Raw genomic sequence first — 23647 nt, forward strand, 5'->3', positions numbered from 1 at the left:
AAATGTTAATTAAAAAAAACGTATATTACATTAGCAGAAGAGTAACTATTACGTTATAATTTGTAAATAAATCAAAAAACGAGATTTATCATCATTGATAAATCAACAATATAAAATCAAAATAAAGCATTTCTAATAAAAATATATTTAAAATTTTATGAAATCCATAGTTAGAATTTTTACATTAATTTTACTATTATTCTTACAATTTAAAGGTTTTTCGCAGGTAAAAAATATTGGAATTCCAGATATAAAAAATTATAAACGATCAGAATATAAAGGAGGAACTCAAAACTGGAGTATTGATCAGGATAAAAATGGAAATATTTATTTTGCAAACAACAGCGGTCTAATTCAATTTGACGGCTCCAACTGGCATAAATACTCTTTACCGAACAAATCTGAGATTAGAAGCTTAAAAATTGATGCTTTAGGAAGGATATTTGTCGGAGGAAATAACGAATTTGGCTATTTCAAAAACGACGAAAAAGGAATTTTAAAATACCATTCTCTTTACAATCTATTGAGCCCAATAGACAAAGAAAACATTAATCTAATATGGAGAATTCACATCTTTAATGGAGAAGTTATCTTTCAGTCTTTCAGCAAAGTATTTTTTCTGAAAAATGAAAAAGTCACCACACTTACAGCTCCTCATAAATTTCAATTTTCATTTTTAGTAAACAATCGACTTTATTTTCAAGACAAAACATTAGGCGTACTCGAATACAAAAACAGAAGACTTACTGCAATAAAAGGTACCACTGTGTTTAATGACAAAGAGATCTGGTCACTTTTCCCGTTGTCTAACAATAAGTTATTATATGCTACTTTAGAGAAAGGACTTTTTGTATCCGAAAATGGCATTATTAAACCTTGGGCAACTGAAGCCAATGAATTCATAAAGAAAAATACTTCGCTGGGTGGATCTATCATCAAAAATAAATTTATAATACTTAATTCGGTGTTAGACGGAGCGATTATCTGCGATCTAAACGGAAAAATAATCCAGCATTTAAACCGCCAAAAAGGAATTCAGAACAATACAATTCTTGCTTCATTTGTTGACAATAAAAGCAATATCTGGCTCGGACTTGATAATGGAATCACTTTCATAAATGAAAATTCTCCTTTCTCCTACTTTGACTACAGTTATAATATAGGTACAGTATACGCTTCTACGATGTATAACGGGAATCTTTATGTTGCCACCAATCAGGGATTATTTTATCACAATTGGGGAGGTTCTTTTAAAGACAGTCCGTTTACAAGAGTCGAAGGAACAATCTCTCAAGTTTGGAACATTCAGGTTTTAAATAATGTATTAATATGCGCCAGTAATAGTGGAGCTTTAATTATTGAAAACAATAGGGTATCAAAAATACTGGACAATAAAGGATATTTTGGCTTCAAAAAAATACCTGATCATGAAAACTACATTATAGGTGAAAGTTATAATGGATTTTCAGTCTTTAAACGATCAGCAACTGGATACGATTATTTACATCAAGTAAAAGGATTTGATGAAACGACCAATAATTTTTCTATAGAAATTGATGCGAACTATCTATGGCTAAAGAAAAACCCTTTCTTGTACCAAGTAAAACTATCTGAAGATTTACAGCGCTTTGATTTCATAAAAAAGCACATCAACATATCAGAAAAGTACAAAGGCATAAACAGTCTGCAAAATATAAATGGCAGAGTCTATTTTCAGGTAAAAAATCATTTTTTCAGATATTCTGTCGAGCAGGAAGCCTTTTTTGAAGATAAAAAAATAACAAACCTATTCACCGGAATTCCTACTATTAATACCTTAATTGAAGATTCTGCCGGAAACCTTTGGTATGCATTTAACGAATCTCTGGGCGTATTAGTCAAAAACAAGAAGGGAACTTTCACGAAAAAACAAGCTATTTTTTCAAATTTAACGGGGAATTTGGTTAACAATTACATATCCGTAAATGCAATAGATCCGCAAAATGTTTTTATAGGATTAACAGACCGTTTGGCGCATTATAACTCCACTATTCCAAACACTTTTATGACAAAGCCAAAAGCTTTTATTGAAAGCTTTACGAATCCTGGAGACACTATTTTAACTGGTAATTTGGCCCATAAACTAGAATCCTACAGCATACCGTATAAATACAATCGTGTCAAATTTACTTTTGCGTCGCCAACATATGAAAATCAGGAAAATGTAATGTATTCCTATAAGCTAGAACCTTTCGAAGAAAATTGGCGCGGATGGTCATCGACAGCAATAAAAGAATATACCAATCTAAGAGAAGGCAATTATGTGATGAAACTCAAAGCCAGAAATAGTTATGGCATAGAATCTAGCATTACAGAAGTAGAATTTACAGTTTCTCCGCCTTGGTACAGACACTTTTTGGCTTACCTATTTTATCTGGTGCTCATATTGCTTGGCGCGTATTTAATCTCTGTTAGAATTAAACTGAAGATTAGAAAAAACAGATATTATGAAACCATCGAACAAAGAAGACTATATCTTGAAAAGGAGTCTAAAATTAGACATGAACAACATGATTTGGAAAAAGAAATTGAAAAGCTGAAAAACGACAAGCTTCAAATCAAAATCTTAGCTAAGGATAAAGAACTAGTAAACAACTCTTTACAGGTTGTAAAAAAGAACAAAGTTTTAAACGGGATTATACATAAACTGAAAGATATTGACACTGGAATTTTAGACGAAACCACCAAATCTGAGTTTAGCAAATTACACAAAAGCATTGTAAAAGAAGTAAATACAGACAAGAGTTGGAAAGACCTCGAAAAACACATTAAAAACGTTCATTTTGAGTTTTTAAAGCGTTTAAAAGGACAATATCCAACCATTTCTCCAAGAGAATTAGATTTATCTACTTATCTATTGATGAATATGTCTACCAAAGAAATAGCCGAAATTATGAACATTTCTACAGGTGGGGTCGAGTTAGCTCGTTATCGTCTAAGAAAGAAATTAGGCTTAAACAAAAAGGAAAACCTAATCGGATTCTTAATGAGCATATAAAAGAAAAGCCATTCAAATTTGAATGGCTTTTCTTTTAATTAAATATAATCTAAAGTTCGTTCTAAGGCCATACCTCGAGAACCTTTTATCAGTATCATATTAGACTCAAAGCTGAAAGTCTTTAAAAATTCGGCAAAAGCATCGAATGTTTCAAAAAATTGAATATTTTCACTCGAAATCTTATTCGCAAAAAAGGCTTTTCCTATTAGAAAACATAAAGCCTGTTTTTGATCTGCTAAAGAATCAATTATAACTTTATGCTCGTGAAGACTTTCATCTCCTAATTCGAACATATCTCCAAGAATCATAATCTTATTTTTCTTGTCCAATTGCAAGAAATTGGTAATCGCCACCGCCATACTACTTGGGTTAGCATTATAAGCATCTAAAATAATCTCATTTGAGCCTTTTTGCATCATTTGAGATCTATTATTAGCCGGAATATAATTCTCAATAGCACTTTTAATATCGCTTTCGTTTACCTCAAAATATTTTCCGATTGCTGTAGCCGCATTTATATTGTTGGCGTTGTAAAGACCAATTAAATGAGATTCTATTGAAAAATCATTGTATTTAATAGCAACAAAAGGATTTGCCGTAATATTCTCGATATTTAAGTCTGCTTTTTCTTTTTTTAATCCAAAAGTAAAAGACTTTATACCTGCTGATTTCTCAATCTGAATCGGATCTTCTAAATTTACAAAAACAGTTTTCTGGTTTGCAGAAAGATATTGGTACATTTCGCTTTTACCTGCGATTACACCCTCAACTCCGCCAAAACCTTCCAAGTGCGCTTTTCCAAAATTGGTTATATAGCCAAAATCAGGCTGTGCAATCTGACATAAAAATTCAATTTCTTTTTGATGGTTGGCCCCCATTTCTACAATTCCGATTTCGGTTTCCTTTGTAAAAGAAAGCAATGTTAACGGAACACCAATGTGGTTATTTAAATTACCAACAGTCGCTTTTGTCTTGAACTTTTTTGACAAAACAACATTGATTAATTCTTTTGTTGTCGTTTTTCCGTTACTACCTGTTAAAGCAACAATTGGGAGCGCTAAATAAGTACGGTGAAACTTTGCCAGTTCCTGAAGCGTCTCCAGACTGTTTTTTACCAAAATAGTCCTATCGTCTATAAAATAAGATTCGTTGTCAATAACAACAAATAAAGCTCCTAAATCTAATGCTTCTTTCGCAAATGTATTAGCATCAAAATTCTCTCCTTTAATAGCAAAAAACATCGAGTCCTTTTCGATTTTTCTTGTATCGATAGACAAAGAACTGCACTTTAAATATAAGTTATGAATGTCTTGAATATTCATTTATAATTTTTTTAATATGTCATAAAAGTAGAAAAAAAACAATAAAAAAATTCCAAATTCCAGACTGAATATTCAGCTTTTGGAATTTGGAATTTTTATTATTTGAATTCCTAAATCTTAGTTTCTAGGAGATTTTCTTTTTTCAGCTTTAGAACCTACTCTAGACATTGCACATCTGAAACCAATGTAATCAGTTGCCATATCTTGTGGGAAGTATCTTCTTTGAGCTGGATCTAACCAGTAAGCTCTATCTCTCCAAGATCCTCCTTTGTAAACTCTTACTTTATCATCGATCAAAGTAGTACGCTTACTAGAGTTATCGTATTTTCTGATCATTTTTCCTAAACTGTCTGTTGTAACATTATGTTTAGGAGAGTTGTACATTGCCTGTTCTGTTTTAGATCCAGACTCTGAGTCACCAAAATCAAAATATCTAGAAGATTGTTTATCACCATCTCTGTAATTGATATTGTCGCTTGTGCTAAAGTTTTGTCTCAAATATGTTTCTTGTTCGTCAACTGGAATCTGAGCAATTTCTCCTGGAAGGTTTCTTGCAATAACTTTACCGTTACTTAAAGTATCATATTTAATATTAGCAGTAGAAACGATTTCAAGTTTACCATCTTTACCAATTTTGTTTTTAGCATATTGATTTCCTCTGTAGTAGTTAAAATCATTTGCTTCATTATCAATAATAGGTCTGTAAACGTCAGCTACCCATTCTGCAACGTTTCCTGCCATATCATAAAGACCGAAATCGTTTGGTGCGTAACTTTTTACTTCATTCGTAATATCAGCTCCATCATCAGACCAACCTGCAATTCCACCGTAATCACCGTTTCCTTGTTTAAAGTTAGCCAATTGATCACCTTTATTTTTACGTTTGTTAGAACGTGTATAATCTCCAGACCAAGGATATTTCTTTTGCCCTTTGTAGATGTTGTATTCTCTTTGTCCAACGTCTGCAGCAGCTGCATATTCCCATTCTGCTTCAGTAGGAAGTCTATATTCTGGTAAAATGATACCAGAAGAACGCTGAGCATAAACGTTTTTCTCTTCAGGAACTACACCGTCTTTACCAGCTCTAGGTTTTCTTCCTGTTGGATTTTTCTTCAATACTAACTCTTCGTTTCCACCATAAGTAGTAGATGGAGAAGCTAAATAAGCCTCAGTATTAAACAAGCTTTCTGCACTTACATCTGCAGTTTTAGCTCCTTTTTTAAGATAACCACTTTTTTCAAGAACAGCCTCATTAACACGGTCTGTTCTCCATTTACTAAACTCAACTGCTTGAATCCAGTTAACACCAACTACAGGATAGTTAGCATAAGATGGGTGTCTTAAATAGTTATTAGTCATCGTTTCGTTGTATCCTAAACGATTTCTCCAAACTAATGTATCAGGAGATGCTCCTTCATAAATATTCTTGTAATTTTCTTCTGTTGGTGGAAAAACTTTCTTTAACCACTCTAGGTATTCTAAGTACATACCGTTCGTAACTTCGGTTTCATCCATATAGAATGATTGAACGTGTTGTTGAGTCGGCGTGTTATTCCAATCATGCATAACATCATCCTGTACTTTACCCATAGTAAACGTACCTCCTTCAACAAAAACCAAACCAGGACCAGCCTGTTGTTTTTTACCTGCATTTCTGGCAGCAGTTCCATTCTGACTATCTACATCCCAGCCTGTAGCTCTAGAAGCATGGCTCGAACTCGATTTTTTGCTACAACTAGCCGTGCCCAACATCAATACCATTGACATCATTAACTGCAAGACTACAATTTTGTTTACTTTCATACTCATTCTTAGGTGATAAATTTAGGTGCTGCAATATAATAATTAACATTTAATTGGCAACATCTGTTCTAATAATTTTATTTAGCTGTTTTTTCCAGAAAATAACCTTTAGTTACGAACGCAAAAATATACTTTTTATTATTTACTGTAACATGAAATACTATATTTTTACTTACTAATTATTTTTTAATTAAATTTCGGTTTTTTAACTCATGAAACAAGCAATTCTTATCTCTCTTTTACTGATCCCAATTCTTTCGTTTTCCCAGATAAATGGGAGTATAACGATAGATTGGCAAAACAAAAAAGAGGTAAATTATGGCGAAAATAAAATTACAATTCCATTCTTCTCAGGAAGTAGTTTTCGCTTCGACACTACAAAAAAAAACATAATGTTCCTGCAAAATCTGAATCAACCTAACGCTTCAGGCAGTAGTTCGGCACAAATTAGTAATGTCATTTATGAGTCGGTTTCTAGAGCAGATTTAGGAGATTTAACACTTGAAAACATTCCAGAAAAACCAAATGAATCCTTAATAGTGACCAATGCAAGAGACATAAGATATACTTTTCTCTCCTTATCTCCTATAATTAAGGAAGGAAACAGCTACAAACGCATCAAATCTTTTTCTTACTTTATTAGTAACACAACAGGACGAACGGCGTCTACTTCTTCCTTTCAAAAATCGGCAGCAATTTCAAATTCGGTCTTAGCATCTGGTGATTGGTATCGCTTTTATATTCAGAAATCTGGTGTTTACAGAATAAACCGATCTTTTTTACAAAGCCTAGGATTTGACGCTTCTAAAGCTGACCCGAGAAAAATTAAAATCTATGGAAATGGCGGAAGAATGTTACCTCTTCCTAATGACAGTTATTATCCTGATGATTTAACAGAAAACACTATACAGGTAATAGGTGAAAATGATGGCGTTTTTAACAATGAAGATTACATTCTTTTTTATGCCGAAGGCCCCGACAATTGGAGTTCTGAAAACCAAACTAACTTAAATTTATACGACACCAAGTCCTATTATTATATTACAGCTTCTGGCGGAGACGGAAAAAGAATTCCAAACTTAAATCAGCCTTCAGGAAATAGCACCTTAGAGCTAAACACGTTTGATGACTATCAATATCATGAAATCGACCAAACCAACATTGTCCATCTTGGTCGTCAATGGGTCGGCGAATCGTTTGATATTAATCAGGAACAGGAATTTTCTTTTACTTTTCCAAACCTTGATACCACTGTGCCTGTAAAAATAGAAGTAAGTGCAGCATCTGCGTCTTTAACCAACACTTCTTTTTCAATAGCTGCAAACACACAAAATGCGGGATCTATAAGCTTTCCTTCTTTAATTGCAAACTCTGACACTAAATATAGGACGGGAAAACTTCCAGCTAATACCGAATTTACTGGAACAGACAATATCAAAATAAAGCTTACCTATAATAATAATGGTGTTCCGGGATCTAAAGGCTATTTAGATTATATCAATCTTACTGCCAAACGAAAACTTTTAGGAACAGGCAAACAATTTCATTTTCAATACAATGATGCTGGCTCTAAAGCAGGAATTGTCAATTACACCATCGGAAACGCATCTGGAATAACACAAATCTGGGACGTTACTGACCTATATAATGCATATAAAATCGAAAATGCCAATCAAACCTCTTTTAGCTTTAAGGCCAATTTGGGAGAAGTTAGAAAATATATTGCAATAGATGCTTCTGATTATTATACACCATTAAAAGAAAATCAGTCAAAAGTTGCCAACCAGAATTTAAAAGGAACGCTTTTCAGAAACAATCAAAGCTCTTTTCAAGATATTGACTATGTAATTATAACTCCAAAGGTATTAGCGTCACAGGCCGAAAGATTAGCGAGTTTTCATAGAACCAATTCCAATTTAAATGTAAAAGTGATTGCATTAGAAAACATCTATCAAGAATTTTCTTCTGGCAAACAAGATATTGCCGCTATTAGAAACTGCATCAGATACATCTACAACAATGCTTCTTCGCCAGAAAAAAGAGTACGCTATGTAAACTTATTTGGAGATGCTTCGTTTGATTATAAAGATCGTATCTCAAACAATTCCAATATTGTACCTATATATCAATCTTTAATAAGCAATACAGTCGGAGAATCTTCATTTGCTTCTGATGATTTTTACGGATTAATGGATCCTAACGAAGGAATTATTATTCCGTCTGTTGCAGGAATAGACATAGCCGTAGGAAGAATGTTAGTTTCAGATAATGCCCAAGCACAGGAAATGGTGAACAAAGTCTTTGAATATTATGACACAAAATCATACGGAAATTGGAGAAATAATGTTGTTTTAATTAGTGACGATTCAGACAAAGCTGGTGATCAGACCTTACAAGCCAACCAAAATGCTCTTGCAGATCAAATTGCAACCGAAAAGCCTTTTTTTAATATTGATAAAATATTTTTAGACGCTTATACGCAAGAAGCTTCTGCGGGTGGAGCGCGATATCCTAAAGCAAGAACCGACTTTTTTAATGCTTTCGAAAAAGGTGCTTTAATATTTAACTATTTAGGTCATGGTGGAGAGGACGGACTAGCAAGCGAAAGAATTTGGGAAAAATCGGATGGGCAAAACCTGGCCAATCAATACAAATATCCTTTATTTATTACCATTACCTGCGAATTTTCTCGTTTTGATGATCCGACGAGACCAACCGCTGGCGAATATGTTTTCTGGAATCCAAAAGGAGGAGCTATTTCAATGCTGACAACCATTCGCGAAATCGGACAGGCAAACGCAGAAGAATTCAACAGAACACTCAGCAAAAACCTTCTTTCTTATGGCTCAAATCAATACAACACTATTGCAGAGTCTTTAAGAATATCCAAAAACGAAAATCCAAGTTCTTCCAGCAATGTTGTATTTTATTTAGGAGATCCTGCTTTGATGCTTGCTATTGCAAAACCCCGAATTAATTTAACTAAAGTAAACGATATTGTGATTTCGCAGGCAATTCCTGATTTAAAATCATTGTCAAAAATTAAAATTTCAGGAGAAATCACAGACGAAAACAATACGCTTTTAAGCAATTATAATGGAGAATTGGCAACGGCCATTTTCGATAAATTAATCACAAACACCACTTTAAACAATGACGGATTTAGCCCTCCAATGCAGTTTAAAACTTTGGGAGAAACCATTTTTAGAGGAAATGCATCTGTTACCAACGGACAATTCGAATTTAGTTTTGTTGTCCCTAGAGACATTAGAATTCCTGTTGACAACGGCAGAATCAGTTTTTATTCAAAGAAAAACGAATCGCTAGAAAACCAAACAGGATACAACAATACGATCAAAATTGGAGGAATTAACGAAAATGCACCTCAGGACAATATAAGTCCAAAAGTGAAGTTATATATGAACGACGAAACTTTTGTATCTGGTGGAATAACGAATGAATCGCCTTTTCTTTTGGCTTTTTTAGAAGATGAAAACGGAATTAATACAGCAAGTGGAATCGGACATGATATTGTCGCTATTTTAGACGGAGATGTGAGTAATCCTTATATTTTGAATGATTATTACCAAACAAAATTAGACGATTACACTAATGGAAATTTACGTTTTCCTTTCCGAAATTTAGCCCCTGGACTGCACACTATAAGCTTTACCGCTTGGGATGTTTACAATAATCCCGTAACGAGTGAAATCCAATTTACAGTGGTAGGAGACGATTCCTTGACACTATCACACGTTCTTAATTATCCAAATCCATTTTCAACTTATACCCAATTCTGGTTTTCGCACAATAGACCTTATGAACCATTAGACGTACAAGTACAAGTAATGACTATTACAGGAAAAGTAGTTTGGACAAAAAATCAAACGATTACAACAGAAGGTTTTTTATCTAGAGAAATAACATGGGACGGAAGAGACGATTTTGGTGACAAAATCGGAAAAGGAGTGTATATTTACAAACTGACTGTAAAATCTAATTTAACAAATAAAAAAGCAGAAAAATACGAAAAGCTTGTCATCCTATAATATTATATATATTTGCACCACCAAAAACATTAGTCCCATAAATGAAAAAACTATCACTTTTATTAATTTGTATTTTTAGCATTTACAATTCTAGGGCTCAGGAATCAAGACCTATTGTTACCGGAGTACCTTTTTTATTAGTCGCTGCTGATGCTAGAGCAGCAGGTTTGGCAGATCAAGGTGTCGCCACTTCTGCAGACGTTTTCTCTCAACAATGGAACCCTGCAAAGTATGCATTTTCTGAAGATGCACAAGGGCTTTCTATCAGTTACACTCCTTATTTAACAGATCTTGCCAATGATATCTCATTAGGTCAGATTACGTACTACAACAAAATCAACGAAAAAAGTGCCTTTGCAGGAAGTTTTCGCTATTTTGGTTTTGGAGGAATTGAATTAAGATACACTGGAGACCCAAATGAAGCCGTAAGAGAAGTAAATCCAAACGAATTTGCCTTAGACGGATCTTATTCATTAAAATTAAGCGAGAAATTCTCGATGGCTGTTGCCGGACGTTTCATCAGTTCAAACTTAAAAGTTGCTTCAGAAGAAGTTGATGCTACATCTGCAAGATCTTTTGCTGTTGATGTGGCCGCTTTTTACCAATCTGAAGAAATTGCTTATCAAGATTTCAATGGTAGATGGAGAGCCGGTGTTAACTTCCAAAACATGGGACCAAAAATCAGCTATGATAATGACGACGTAAGCACAAACTTCTTACCTGCAAATTTAAGATTAGGAGGAGGATTTGATTTTATCTTTGATGATTACAACAAACTTACTTTAAGTGCTGAGCTTACTAAACTTTTAGTTCCGACTCCTCCAGGAATTGGAACACCTGTAGACGTAAACGGCGATGGTGATTTTGACGATCCAGAAGATATTTCTCAACAAGAAGCAACAGACATTGGTTATAAAAATTATAACGACATTGGCTGGTTTCAAGGAATCTTTAAGTCTTTTGGAGATGCACCAGGCGGATTTAAAGAAGAAATAAAAGAAGTAACGTATAGCGTAGCTGCAGAGTATATGTATCAAGATGCTTTTGCAATGCGTTTAGGATATTACCATGAAAGCCCAGAAAAAGGTGCTAAACAATTTTTCTCTTTAGGAGCAGGATTCAAATACAACATTATGAAAATCGATGTGTCGTACTTATTCTCAGCATCTAAAATAAAAAATCCTTTAGAAAACACACTTCGTTTCTCTTTAACGTTTAACTTTGGAGACAAATACGAAACGTATTAATAGAGAAAGTTTAAAATAAAAATAATTCAATCCAAATTCCGGCATTTTAGGAATTTGGATTTTTTTTCCCTTAAAAACAGATGAAAGAAATCAATATAACAACGTCATTTACCATATTTGATACCCTAAATGAACTTCCAACTGAAATTCAGGATTTAATGCATCAAGCTATTGAGGTTAGAAAAAAAGCTTACGCACCCTATTCAAAATTTAAAGTTGGAGCCGCTTTGCTTTTAGATAACGGAAAAGTTATTTTAGGTTCTAATCAAGAAAATGCCGCTTATCCGTCTGGACTTTGTGCAGAAAGAACTGCGATTTTTTACGCAGGAAGTACGTATCCAGAAGCAAAAATCTTAAAAATGGCAATTACAGCAGCGTCAGACATCAATCAGACCACTGCCCCTATTCCGCCTTGTGGATCTTGTCGACAATCAATAGCAGAATACGAAATAAAACAAGACACCCCTATTGAAATCTATTTTATGGGAGAAATTGGTGAAATTTATAAATCATCATCCCTAAAAAATTTACTCCCATTGATGTTCGACAAAAAGTTCTTGTAAAAAAAAGCCAAAAAGTATCGTTTTAATTTTAGTTCTTAAATGTAATGTCTTATTTTTGCATCCCGACCTTTCGGGCGCAAATTTGTGGGAGGAAACTATTTTGCGTTACAGGCACAATAATCGATAACACAAACAACTTTAGCAAAAGAAAGAATTCAGATGAAAGAAGTTACAAAAGAGGTATATTTAAAGTGGTATGAGGACATGCTACTTTGGAGAAAGTTTGAAGACAAACTTGCAGCATTATACATTCAACAAAAAGTTAGAGGTTTTCTACACCTATATAATGGTCAAGAAGCTGTATTAGCTGGCGCACTGCACGCTATGGATTTGACCAAAGATAAAATGATTACTGCTTACAGAAACCACGTTCAGCCAATTGGTATGGGAGTTGATCCTAGAAACGTAATGGCAGAACTTTTAGGAAAAGCAACAGGAACTTCTAAAGGTATGGGAGGTTCTATGCACATTTTCTCTAAAGAACATGGTTTTTACGGAGGACACGGGATCGTAGGTGCTCAAATTCCTGTGGGAGCTGGTATTGCTTTTGCAGACAAATATTTCAACACTGGCGGTGTTACTATGACTTACTTTGGTGATGGTGCTGCTAGACAAGGTTCTCTTCACGAAGCTTTTAACATGGCTATGTTATGGAAACTTCCAGTTGTATTTATCGTTGAAAACAATGGTTACGCAATGGGAACTTCTGTAGAAAGAACTGCAAACCACACTGACATCTGGAAATTAGGTTTAGGTTATGAAATGCCTTGCGGACCTGTTGACGGAATGAACCCTGTAAAAGTTGCTGAAGCAATGCACGAAGCTATCGAAAGAGCACGTCGCGGAGATGGACCAACTTTCCTTGAAATGAAAACGTACCGTTACAGAGGACATTCTATGTCTGATGCTCAATTATACCGTTCTAAAGAAGAGGTTGAAGAGTATAAAAAAATCGACCCAATTACTCAAGTTCTTGACGTAATCTTGGATCAAAAATATGCTACACAAGAAGAAATTGAAGTAATTGACCAAAGAGTTAAAGACTTAGTTGAAGAGTGTGCGAAATTCGCTGAAGAATCTCCATACCCAGACTTACAACAATTATACGATGTAGTATACGCACAAGAAGACTATCCATTTACACCTCATAAATTATAATATCATGGCGATTAAAGTAACAATGCCTCGTTTGAGCGATACTATGACTGAAGGAACGGTAGCAACTTGGCTTAAAAAAGTAGGCGACAAAGTAAGCGAAGGTGATATCTTAGCTGAAATCGAAACAGACAAAGCAACAATGGAGTTCGAATCTTTTAACGAAGGAACTCTTTTACATATCGGAATTCAAGCTGGAGAAACTGCTCCAGTTGATTCATTATTAGCTATCATTGGTAAAGAGGGAGAAGATATATCTGCTCTTTTAGCTGGTGGTGATGCTCCTGCTGCTGAAGCTCCAAAAGCGGATGCTCCTGCTGCTGAAGCAAAAACTGAAACTGCTGCTCCTGCAAAAGCTGCTGAATTACCAAAAGGTGTTATAGTTGTAACTATGCCACGTTTGAGTGATACAATGACTGAAGGTACTGTAGCAACTTGGTTGAAAAAAGTTGGCGATACTGTAGCTGAAGGAGATATTTTAGCAGAAATTGAAACAGACAAAGCTACTATGGAGTTTGAGTCTTTCAATGCTGGTACATTATTATATATCGGAATTCAAGAAGGAAACACTGCTCCTGTTGACAGCTTATTAGCGATCATTGGACCTCCAGGAACTGATATTTCTGGAGTTGCTGACAACTTTACTGCTGGAGGCGCTGCAACTGCAAGTGCTCCTGCTGCAGAAGAAAAAGCTGCTCCTGCTGCTGAAAAAGCACCTGAAGCTGCTGCTGAAACTTCAAACGGAGGAAGAATTTTAGCTTCACCATTAGCTAAGAAAATTGCTTCTGACAAAGGAATCCAATTATCTCAAGTTAAAGGTTCTGGAGAAAACGGACGTATCGTGAAAAGCGATATCGAGAACTTTACTCCATCTGCTCAAGCGCAAACTGCTTCTGCACCTGCTGCTAAACAAGAAGCGTCTGCTCCTGCTGCACCAAAAGTTTTTGTTCCTGCTGGAGAAGTTTACACAGAAGAGATCAAAAATTCTCAAATGCGTAAAATCATTGCAAAACGTTTGGCAGAATCTTTATTTACTGCGCCTCACTACAACTTAGTGATCGAAGTAAGTATGGACGAAGCAATGCAAGCAAGAGCTGCTATCAATAGCGTTCCAGATACAAAAGTATCTTTCAACGATATGGTAATCAAAGCTTGTGCTTTAGCATTGAAAAAACATCCAAAAATCAACTCTCAGTGGAAAGAAGATGCTATCATCATCAACCACCACGTAAACATTGGTGTTGCTGTAGCAGTTGAAGACGGATTAGTAGTTCCTGTATTGAAATTTACAGATGCTATGAGTTTATCTCAAATTGGCGGTTCTGTAAGAGATCTTGCTGGAAGAGCTAAAAACAAAAAATTAGGACCACAAGAAATGGAAGGAAGTACTTTTACAGTATCTAACCTTGGAATGTTTGGTATTACTGAATTCAATTCAATTATCAACCAACCAAACTCTGCTATCCTTTCTGTAGGTGCAATTGTTGAGAAACCAGTAGTTAAAAACGGTCAAATCGTAGTTGGAAACACAATGATGTTATCATTAGCATGTGACCACAGAACAATTGACGGTGCAACTGGAGCTCAGTTCTTACAAACATTAAAACAATACATCGAAAGCCCAGTTACAATGTTGGCATAATTTCAAATTGCCAGCCTGAGCGAAGTCGAAGGTATCCATAATAAAATCCCGTCCCGAAGTTTTTCGGGACGGGATTTTTTGTTTAATTTTCATCCTCAAATTCAAAACCTCACAAAATGAAGAAACTAATTCTTGTTACTTTATTTCTGACAGCAATTGCCTGCCAGAAAAAAGAGCAAACAGAAAAACCAACCAACGTTGTAGACGAACACAGTTATTCTAAACCAGAACTTGCTGTTGTAAAACATCTTGATCTTGATATTAAAGTTGATTTTGATACACAGACAATTTCAGGAAAAGCATCTTGGACAATTGATAACATCAGCAAAGGGAACGAAATTATTTTCGACGAAAACACTTTAGACATCACAAAAGTAACTTTAGGCGATGACGAAAAAGAAACCAAATTCGAACTTGGGGCAGCCACTGAATTTCACGGAAAACCGCTTCATATTACAATCGAACCCAATACAACCAAAGTAAATATTTACTACAACACCACTAAAGATGCTGTGGCATTGCAATGGTTAAAACCAGAACAAACTGCAGACAAAAAGAAACCTTTTGTTTTCTCTCAAGGCGAAAGTGTTTGGTCACGCACATGGATTCCGTGTCAAGATTCACCTGGAATTCGTTTTACTTACAATGCAAAAGTTACGGTTCCTAAAGATTTATTAGCCGTAATGAGCGCTGTAAATCCGCAGAAGAAAAATGATACCGGAGTTTATACTTTCAAACAAGACAAAGCAATTCCTTCTTATTTAATGGCAATTGCTGTTGGAGATATCGAATTTCAAGCAATCGACAACAGAACTGGAGTTTACGCAGAACCATCTGTTCTAAAAAGCGCTGCTTATGAATTTGCTGAATTAGGAAAAATGGTAAATGCTGCCGAAAAACTATACGGACCATACCGCTGGGGACGTTACGATGTTCTAGTTTTACCTCCAAGTTTCCCTTATGGCGGAATGGAAAATCCAAACTTGACTTTCTTAACTCCGGGAGTAATTGCTGGAGATCGTTCTCTTACGAGTTTACTAGCACACGAATTGGGACACAGCTGGAGCGGAAACTTAGTTACAAACGCAACTTGGGATGATATTTGGTTAAACGAAGGTTTTACTACTTATGTTGAGCATAGAATTGGAGAAGCAATCTTCGGGAAGAAAGAATTTGACATGCAGAATGTTATCACCAATAAAGAATTGGTTGATAATGTTGCCGAATATGGAGATACAAATCCAGACACAAGATTAAAAGTTAGCTTGACAGGAAGAAACCCTGATGAAGGTATCAGTATGATTCCTTACGTAAAAGGATATGCTTTTTTAAGAGTTATTGAAAATGCTGTCGGGCGTGAAAAATTCGATCCGTTTATTAAAAATTATTTTGATTCTCACGCTTTTCAATCTATTACAACAGAAGATTTCGTTAAATACATCAACGAAAACCTTATTAAAGGCGACAAAGCTTTAGCAGATAAAATCCAATTAGACAACTGGATTTACAAACCAGGAATTCCGTCAAACATTCTTCCTGTAAGTTCTGCAGATTTTGATGCCATTGATGCTATTCAAAAAAGCTGGAGAGAAACTGGCGTTGCAGGTTTAAGCAAAAAAATCACAACTACAGCAGAAAAACAGCATTTTATTGATCATCTTCCTGTTGATATTACTGCAAAAGAAATGGAAGCAATTGATAAAGAATTCAACTTTACTAAAGGCGGTAATTTCATCATTAAACGCCAATGGTTTGTTCAGGCAATTCGTCATCAATATAAAGTAGCAAATCCTGCAATTGAACAATTCCTAATTGGAAGCAGCAGAACTGGCTCTATTATGATGCTTTATAAAGAAATGGTTAAAACTCCAGAAGGAAAAATTTGGGCTAAACAAGTATTTGACAAAGCTAAATCTGGCTATCATGCAACTACAATTCAGGATGCTGAAGGTGTTTTGAAATAATTTTTTCAAGATTATAACTCTAAAAAGTGGCTGTTCTTTAGGAATAGCCACTTTTTTTTTACGCCTTATTTGTCATTTCGACGAAGGAGAAATCTTCACAAGAAGCTCGACAAAGATTGGATTCTCATTGCGGAGTTACTCGCGAAGATTTCTCCTTCGTCGAAATGACAAGATTGTGTTAATTGTTTGCAGAATTTCTAGTGTGATCCTTCCTTCGTCAGGATGACAAATAAACGAAAACAATCTTATGAAAACGAGTGTTCTAGCCCCGATAGAAGTGGAAATCCTTTTGTGCCGGGGTTCGGCACAAAAGATTGCAACGGATAGCGGGATTAGCTCCTGAAAAACCACTGGGGAAAATTGTCCATCACATAGCGTACATTCTCCATGTTTTAAAATCTGTAATCGTCGCAACTTTGTAATGTCAAAAGACAACAACAAATAATAGCAATTAAATATTAAATAAAATGACACGATTAACAGCTTTAAACCCAGAAGAAGTAACAGGAAAAACTAAAGATTTATTCAACGCAGTTCAGGCAAAATTAGGCGTTGTTCCAAACATGATGAGAACAATGGGAAATTCTCCAGCCGTTTTGGAAGGATATTTGAATTTGAGCGGTGCATTAAGCCACGGAAAATTAAGCGCAAAAACAGGCGAATTAATTGCCTTGGCGGTTTCAGAAAGCAACTCTTGCGATTATTGTTTAGCAGCGCACACTTTTATTGGAGAAAAATTGGTAAAAGCAGATCCTGCAATTTTAAAAGCAGCGAGAACAGGAAATTCCGATGATGCCAAAACAGAGGCTATTTTAAAATTGGCTAAAACACTAATCAGCAAAGGCGGTTTAGTAAATGACGAAGATGTAAACAAAGCTAAAAACGCAGGAGTTTCAGATGCTGAAATTGCAGAAACTATCGCTCATGTAGCTTTGAATGTATTGACAAACTACTTTAACAATGTAGCAAATACTCAAATAGACTTTCCGACAGTTTAAATCAAGATTTACGCAATTACTATAACAAAAAACAATTTATAAAGATAGTTGTGAATTTATTTCATAACTATCTTTATATTTTCAAAAACAAGACCGAATATGAGCGCTCAAAATGTTTTCACTTTAATAAATCCGCAGAATGGAAATTTGGCCTTTAAAATCCTTCCTTTTGAAGACAACAGCTATTTTGATCATTTGCAGCGAAACAATTATTACTCTTTAATTTGGGTAACCAAAGGAAAAGGCAAAGTAAAAGCCGATTTTGCAGAACATCATTTTGAAGAAAATTCACTTCTCGCCTTTTCGCCTTACCAGCCTTTTATGCTTTGTGTAAGCGAACCAATTGAAGGAATCGCAATCCATTTTCATTCTGATTTCTATTGCATTCACATGCATCAAAAAGAAGTTTCTTGCAATGGCGTTTTATTCAATAATATTTATCAGCCTCCGTATGTTCAGGTTACAGAACAAGCTTCACAAACTTTTAATATGGTAATTGATCAGATGAAAGCTGAAATTCAAAATGCAGAATTGGCGCAGTATGAATTATTGATTTCTTATTTGAAAATATTTCTAATTACCGCTTCAAGATTAAAAACAGAACAATTGGAAGAAATGAAATCGGTTCCAGATTCTAAAGAACCCGTAATTCTCCAAAACTTAAAAGATGCCATTGAACTGAATTTTAAAACGAAACATTCTGCTGGAAACTATGCTGAATTATTGAACATTTCTCCAAAAGCCTTGGCAAAATTATCTAAGAATTATTTCAATAAAACCTTAACAGATTTAATTTCGGAAAGAATCATCATTGAAGCCAAAAGGGAATTATACATGACCAACAAAACGGTCAAAGAAATTGCATACGAATTAGGTTATGATGATGAACATTATTTCAGTCGTTTCTTTAAAACTAATGCCGATGTTTCTCCACAAATTTATCGCGAAACGGTAGGTTTTGGAAAAATGGATGCTTAGTTTAGAGTCGCAGTTTGCTGATTACTGTAAAACTGTTACTAATTACTTATTTTTCGCTTCTATCCATTTAGACATGTATCTCGTACTTGTATAAGCGTGATGCTGCAGCAGATTTCCTATGAAATTATGAAGTCGGTGGCTTTTAGAATCTATTAAAAGTGAATTTATCAATGAAATCAATTGACTTGAATAAGTGCTTTTTTGATAGCATTTATTAATGATTTTAATTCCGTTTTTTTGTGATTGTCTCCAAAGATTTTCATCTTTATAAAGCTCAATCGCTTTTTTTGCAAACTCAACCGAATCATCTTCAATAAAACCATTCCAAGGCAAATTTTCATGCATTGCTTCAGAACCAATTGACGTTGTCGCACTTGGCGTTCCACATTGCATGGCTTCTAAAAGCTTACCTTTTAAACCCGCACCAAAACGAATTGGCGCTAGAACTACTCTAGCTTTTTTCACAACTTCATTGGCATCTTCAGTCCTTCCCATTATATAAAAACCATTTTTTGGCTGATGCAATTGCAGTACTTTTTGTGAGGGATATGCTCCGTAAACTTCCAAAATGGCTTCTGGAAAATCTCTTTTTATAGAAGGCCAGATTACTTCTTTCAAATATTGAACGGTATTCCAATTTGGTTCATGAAGAAAGTTTCCAATGAAAATGAAATTTTTTCGTTCATCAAAAGAAGGCAATTTCAAAAGTTCTTCTTCTTTCATTTCATCCACCAAAAAAGGAAGATAAAAAAATAAGTCTTCATTAATTTTGAAAACATCTTTTAGAATATTCATTTCGAATTCAGAAATAATCAAAGACAGATCACATCTTAAAATACTGGCAATTTCTCGTTTTGCTACTTCTTCAGATAACAAATCTTGGATTTCAAAAATGCGATTTTCCTTGAAAGCTTTTTGCCTCGCCGTTCTTAAACAATGCACATCTTCTGTGTCTAAAATTCTAATCGTTTTTGGGCACTTTTCAATTACGCGCCACCCAAATTGTTCTTCAATCATAAAGCGATCAAACAAGACAACATCTGGATTTAATTCCAAGATAAAATCATCAAAAGTGGAAGAATTGAGTTCGATGTTCTTTTTTATTACTCCAAACTCAGACAAATCAACCATAAAATTACTATCCTGAGCCGCACTTGCAAAAGTAATTTCGAATCCATTTTCTTTGAAAATAGAAATCAATTGCATCATTCTTCCACCTGCTGCAGAAGACTTTGGCTCGGGCCAGACAAACCCTATAATTAAAAGTTTTTTGATTTGATTCATAATCTTTGTTTCATATTACAAAATAATACTATTTTCCGCGGATTTGCACCCAATTTCCTGAAATTCGGTCGTAAAAAAACACTAATTTTGCAAAATCTAAATGGTGGGAAATTATGTTGGGATTAAAATTAGCTACGGACCCGCGCTGGGTAAATATCGTTGAGTCAAATATCGAAGAAATTTTAACGGATCATGCCTGGTGCGAACAAAAAGCGGCTTCAAATGCGATTAGTATCGTTACTTACAACTCTGAACTCGAAGAATTGGTAACCGAAATGCTTGAAATTGCAAGAGAAGAACTGGAACATTTTCAGATGGTTCATAACATTATAAAGCAACGCGGACTTGCTTTAGGCCGCGAAAGAAAAGATCATTACGTAAATGTACTTTTTAAATTCATGAAAAAAGATGGTAGCCGTAGAGATGCACTTTGCGATCGATTATTGTTTTCTGCAATGATCGAAGCTAGAAGTTGCGAGCGCTTTAAAGTACTTTCTGAAAACATTAAAGATGAAGAATTAGCAAAATTCTACCGCGATTTAATGATCTCTGAAGCTGGCCATTACACTACATTTTTAGGATTTGCCAGAAAATATCAAGATAATATTGATATCGATAAACGCTGGAAAGAATGGATTGAATATGAAGGTTCGATTATTACTAATTATGGTAAAAACGAAACCGTTCACGGATAAATTACGCTCTTTTTTATTACTCTATTTTCATATTTAAACACCACTATTCGCTATGCAGAAAAGTAAGTCCAGATCAATCGTTTTTAAAATTGCGAAGTATTTCGGAATAACTTTCGCGGTTATTATAGGATTATTATTTTTAACGCCTATCGTCTTTGAGGATCAAATAAAAGAGCAAATAAAGAAAACAGCTAATGAAAGATTAAGCGCAGAACTAAATTATTCTGACGTTTCTGTCTCATTCTTCCGCCATTTTCCTTCTCTTACTTTAACTTTAGATAATTTAAGTTTAAATGGTTCAGCTCCATATACAAACGAAAAATTTATCACTGCAAAAGAGGTTTCTTTCGGAATCAATGTAGCGAGTCTTATTTTCAGCAAATCGGTAAAAATTGACCAGATCTATTTATCCGATTCTTTTATAAATGTAAAAGTGAATCCAAATGGAGAAGCCAATTACAACATTTATAAATCTCAGGAACAGGCTTCACAACCAAAAGACAGCTCCGACACTGCCTTAAAACTAGAGCGAATTGAGATTTTGAATAGTAAAATTATTTACGACGATAAATCGACAAAAGTCCATTTTGATGCTTACGGATTTAATTATTTAGGAAAAGGAGATTTGAATAAAGCAGTTTTTGATTTGTATTCGAAAGCTAAAATCGAGAAATTAAATATCGTTTATGAAGACGAACCTTATTTAATGAACAAAAAAATTGATGCTGATTTGATCACAAAAGTCAACATCAACTCGCTTTCTTTCTTTTTCCAACAAAACAACCTTAAAATCAATCAGCTTCTGGTTGACTTTAAAGGAAAATTTGACATTTTAAAAGATGGTTACAACATGGATTTTGTTATTAAATCTGACAATAGCAATCTATATGATGTTTTTACCGCTTTTCCTCCAAAATACATTACTTGGCTTTCTAAAACCGAATTGAAAGGAAATACGAATCTTTTACTGACCTTAAAAGGAAAGTATATCGCTTCAGAAAATATTGCTCCAGATTTGAACTTAGATGTAAAGATAAATGACGGTTTTGTCAATTATAACAAAAGCTCATTCCCTGTTTCAAACTTAAATTTAGACATTAAAACAAAAGTTCCGTCTTTAAATCCGGATCTGGTTATTGTCGATGCAAAAAACCTTTCCTTGAACATTAATCAGGATTATTTAAAATCTACATTTTTGGTTAAAGGGGTAAACACACCCGAAATTAACGCCGATTTTAAAGCTAAAATTGATCTTGAAAAGCTAACCAAAGCACTCGGAATTCCTGATATTGAGCTAAAAGGAGCTTTGGCTGGAGATGTAAAAGCAAACGGAGTATTCGATCAAAAAAACAAGCGTTTTCCTGTTACAAACGGAATCGTTAATTTAGAAAATGGTTATTTAAAAACACCGTATTACCCAAATCCGATTACAAACATTACTATTAAATCGAAAATCGAAAACCAAAAAGGGACTTTTGAGGATTTAAGAATAAACTTAACCCCAACTCAATTTACTTTTGAAGGAAAACCGGTTTTTGTGCAAGCTTATTTAAGCAATTTTGACGATTTAAATTACGACATAAAAGCAAAAGGAGAATTGGATGTGAGCAGAATTTATAAAGTTTTCTCGCAAAAAGGCCTTGATCTTGACGGTTTCGTAAAAGCAGATTTGTCTTTGAAAGGAAAACAAAGCGATGCCGAAAAAGGAAATTACAGCAAACTAAACAATAAAGGAACTCTTGAATTAAGAAACATCGGAATTGCTTCTGAATATCTTCCAAAGAGATTCATTATCAAAGAAGGAATTTTCAAAATCAATCAGGATAAAATGTCGTTCAATAATTTCTTGGCCGCTTACGGACAATCTGATTTTAAAATGAATGGTTATTTACAGAATGTTTTCAATTACGCCATGACCAATACAGGCGTTTTAAGAGGCTCTTTTAAAGTTACTTCTCGATATATCAATATTGACGAATTTATGTCGAGTGTAGATCCTAATACACCTGTAACACAAAGTCCAGCTCCAAAAACAGAAGCCAAACAATCAAACAACACCCAAACTGGCGTTATTATCATTCCAAACAATTTGAATTTACAGTTATTCGCAAATGCACAAAAAGTTAATTTCGACAAACTAAATCTGCAAAATGCAACTGGAAATTTAACCATGAAAAATGGTAAATTAACTATGCAAAATACTGGTTTCAACCTAATTGGATGCAACGTTTCTATGAACGCCAATTATCAAGCTGTAACTCCGCAAAAAGCAAATTTTGATTATGCTATAAAAGCTACTGATTTTGATATTAAAAGAGCGTATAATGAAATCGAAGTTTTCAGAAAAATGGCCAGCGCTGCAGAGAAAGCACAAGGGATTGTTTCTTTAGATTATCAATTAAAAGGTCGCTTAAATGCAAATATGGATCCTGTCTATCCTTCCCTTGTAGGCGGTGGGACACTTTCTGTAAAAGATGTAAAAGTGAGAGGTTTGAAAATGTTTAATGCTGTAAGCAAACAAACAAATTCAGAGTCTATGAAAAATCCAGATCTTTCTAAAGTAGATATTAAAACAACCGTTAAAAACAATATTATAACTGTAGAGCGCTTTAAATTTAAGTTTGCTGGCTTTAGACCAAGAATCGAAGGAACATCAAGCCTAGACGGAAGACTTAACCTAAAAATGCGTTTAGGACTGCCTCCTTTTGGTATTTTTGGAATTCCGTTAACTGTAACAGGAACACAGGATAATCCAAAAGTAAAAGTGGGAAGAAAAACTGAAGACCTGGAAGAAACTAAGGACACTGAAGATTAAAATTTCAAACTACAAAATTCCAAACTGGATCTCAACATATCAACCTTTGTCATATTGTAAAATTTTGACAAAGGTTTTTTTATATAAATTTGATA

Annotated in this window: 14 protein-coding genes; 11 read left to right on the forward strand and 3 right to left on the reverse strand. The window is 34.5% G+C overall.

From position 1 onward, the window contains the following. Positions 1–157: 157 nt before the first annotated feature. Positions 158–3037 (forward strand): helix-turn-helix and ligand-binding sensor domain-containing protein, encoded by a 2880-nt coding sequence (locus SOM12_RS10270; protein ID WP_320493364.1) that lies wholly within the window; start codon positions 158–160, stop codon positions 3035–3037. A 38-nt stretch (positions 3038–3075) separates the two neighbouring features. On the opposite strand, the gene SOM12_RS10275 is transcribed toward SOM12_RS10270, so the two are convergent. Together SOM12_RS10275 and gldJ are read right to left on the reverse strand one after the other, a co-directional pair. Continuing rightward, a complete protein-coding gene (locus SOM12_RS10275) occupies positions 3076–4359 on the reverse strand; it encodes a UDP-N-acetylmuramoyl-tripeptide--D-alanyl-D-alanine ligase (protein WP_320493365.1) in 1284 nt (427 codons plus the stop codon). A 117-nt stretch (positions 4360–4476) separates the two neighbouring features. Beyond that, positions 4477–6162, reverse strand: a complete 1686-nt coding sequence (gldJ, locus tag SOM12_RS10280; protein ID WP_095928014.1) for a gliding motility lipoprotein GldJ — start codon at positions 6160–6162, stop codon at positions 4477–4479. Positions 6163–6374: 212 nt separating this feature from the next. Here gldJ and porU point away from each other — a divergent pair, with 212 nt between their 5' ends. From porU to SOM12_RS10320, 8 genes are all read left to right on the forward strand, one after another. After that, positions 6375–10211 carry a type IX secretion system sortase PorU gene (gene porU, locus SOM12_RS10285; protein ID WP_320493366.1) on the forward strand — a complete coding sequence of 1279 codons (3837 nt, stop codon included), beginning with the start codon at positions 6375–6377 and terminating at the stop codon, positions 10209–10211. A gap of 41 nt (positions 10212–10252) precedes the next feature. Further along, entirely contained in the window at positions 10253–11458 is a 1206-nt protein-coding gene (gene porV, locus SOM12_RS10290) for a type IX secretion system outer membrane channel protein PorV (protein ID WP_320493367.1), read from the forward strand. Positions 11459–11538: 80 nt separating this feature from the next. Continuing rightward, positions 11539–12021 carry a cytidine deaminase gene (cdd, locus tag SOM12_RS10295; protein WP_095928017.1) on the forward strand — a complete coding sequence of 161 codons (483 nt, stop codon included), beginning with the start codon at positions 11539–11541 and terminating at the stop codon, positions 12019–12021. A 159-nt stretch (positions 12022–12180) separates the two neighbouring features. Beyond that, positions 12181–13179: a pyruvate dehydrogenase (acetyl-transferring) E1 component subunit alpha gene (gene pdhA, locus SOM12_RS10300; RefSeq protein ID WP_095928018.1), complete on the forward strand. Its 999-nt coding sequence runs from the start codon at positions 12181–12183 to the stop codon at positions 13177–13179. 4 nt (positions 13180–13183) lie between these two features. Next, positions 13184–14818 (forward strand): pyruvate dehydrogenase complex dihydrolipoamide acetyltransferase, encoded by a 1635-nt coding sequence (locus tag SOM12_RS10305; protein ID WP_320493368.1) that lies wholly within the window; start codon positions 13184–13186, stop codon positions 14816–14818. A 116-nt stretch (positions 14819–14934) separates the two neighbouring features. Continuing rightward, the gene (locus SOM12_RS10310) at positions 14935–16782 is read left to right on the forward strand and encodes a hydrolase/aminopeptidase (protein ID WP_320493369.1); all 1848 of its coding nucleotides are present in this window, start codon (positions 14935–14937) and stop codon (positions 16780–16782) included. A 467-nt stretch (positions 16783–17249) separates the two neighbouring features. Beyond that, positions 17250–17780 (forward strand): carboxymuconolactone decarboxylase family protein, encoded by a 531-nt coding sequence (locus SOM12_RS10315; protein WP_320493370.1) that lies wholly within the window; start codon positions 17250–17252, stop codon positions 17778–17780. Positions 17781–17879: 99 nt separating this feature from the next. After that, positions 17880–18758: a helix-turn-helix domain-containing protein gene (locus tag SOM12_RS10320; protein ID WP_320493371.1), complete on the forward strand. Its 879-nt coding sequence runs from the start codon at positions 17880–17882 to the stop codon at positions 18756–18758. A 42-nt stretch (positions 18759–18800) separates the two neighbouring features. On the opposite strand, the gene SOM12_RS10325 is transcribed toward SOM12_RS10320, so the two are convergent. Next, complete coding sequence (locus SOM12_RS10325; protein ID WP_320493372.1) at positions 18801–20042, reverse strand: glycosyltransferase; 1242 nt, start codon at positions 20040–20042, stop codon at positions 18801–18803. Between the two features lie 113 nt (positions 20043–20155). Between SOM12_RS10325 and SOM12_RS10330 the strand changes: the two genes are divergently transcribed. Then, positions 20156–20737, forward strand: a complete 582-nt coding sequence (locus tag SOM12_RS10330; protein ID WP_095928023.1) for a tRNA-(ms[2]io[6]A)-hydroxylase — start codon at positions 20156–20158, stop codon at positions 20735–20737. 52 nt (positions 20738–20789) lie between these two features. Further along, positions 20790–23552 carry an AsmA-like C-terminal region-containing protein gene (locus tag SOM12_RS10335; protein WP_320493373.1) on the forward strand — a complete coding sequence of 921 codons (2763 nt, stop codon included), beginning with the start codon at positions 20790–20792 and terminating at the stop codon, positions 23550–23552. Positions 23553–23647: the final 95 nt, after the last annotated feature.

It is taken from the genome of Flavobacterium sp. CFBP9031, assembly GCF_034044945.1.
GTDB lineage: Bacteria > Bacteroidota > Bacteroidia > Flavobacteriales > Flavobacteriaceae > Flavobacterium.